Origin of the sequence: Cytobacillus oceanisediminis 2691 (genome assembly GCF_007678455.1) — a bacterium.
In the GTDB taxonomy this organism is placed as follows: domain Bacteria; phylum Bacillota; class Bacilli; order Bacillales; family Cytobacillaceae; genus Mesobacillus; species Mesobacillus oceanisediminis_A.
On sequence record NZ_VEEP01000388.1, the window covers coordinates 1 to 239 of the forward strand.

Genomic DNA, 239 nt, shown 5'->3' on the forward strand with positions numbered 1-239 from the left:
TTCCATTAACATCGCCATACATGATCCCCGCCACCACCCAATCACCCCCTCCACTCACATCCATCACACACATCCCTCCCCCAATCACCACTCCACCTTCACCTTTTCTTCTGAAGTACATCAAGCCTTTATCTCCCCCCCTGATGACAACCTTTTCCACACCTTTATCTATCATCATCTCTCCAGCCCTCAAAAACTCCCCTTCCTTTTCAATTCTCATCCCCCAAATCCCTTCCCCT

General features: G+C 49.4%; 1 protein-coding gene. It reads right to left on the reverse strand.

Going from position 1 to position 239, the window contains the following annotated elements:
- On the reverse strand, window positions 1-220 hold a 220-nt coding region (locus FS736_RS23960), incomplete at its 3' end, for a PfkB family carbohydrate kinase (RefSeq protein ID WP_260983706.1).
- Between the last annotated feature and the right edge of the window lie 19 nt (window positions 221-239).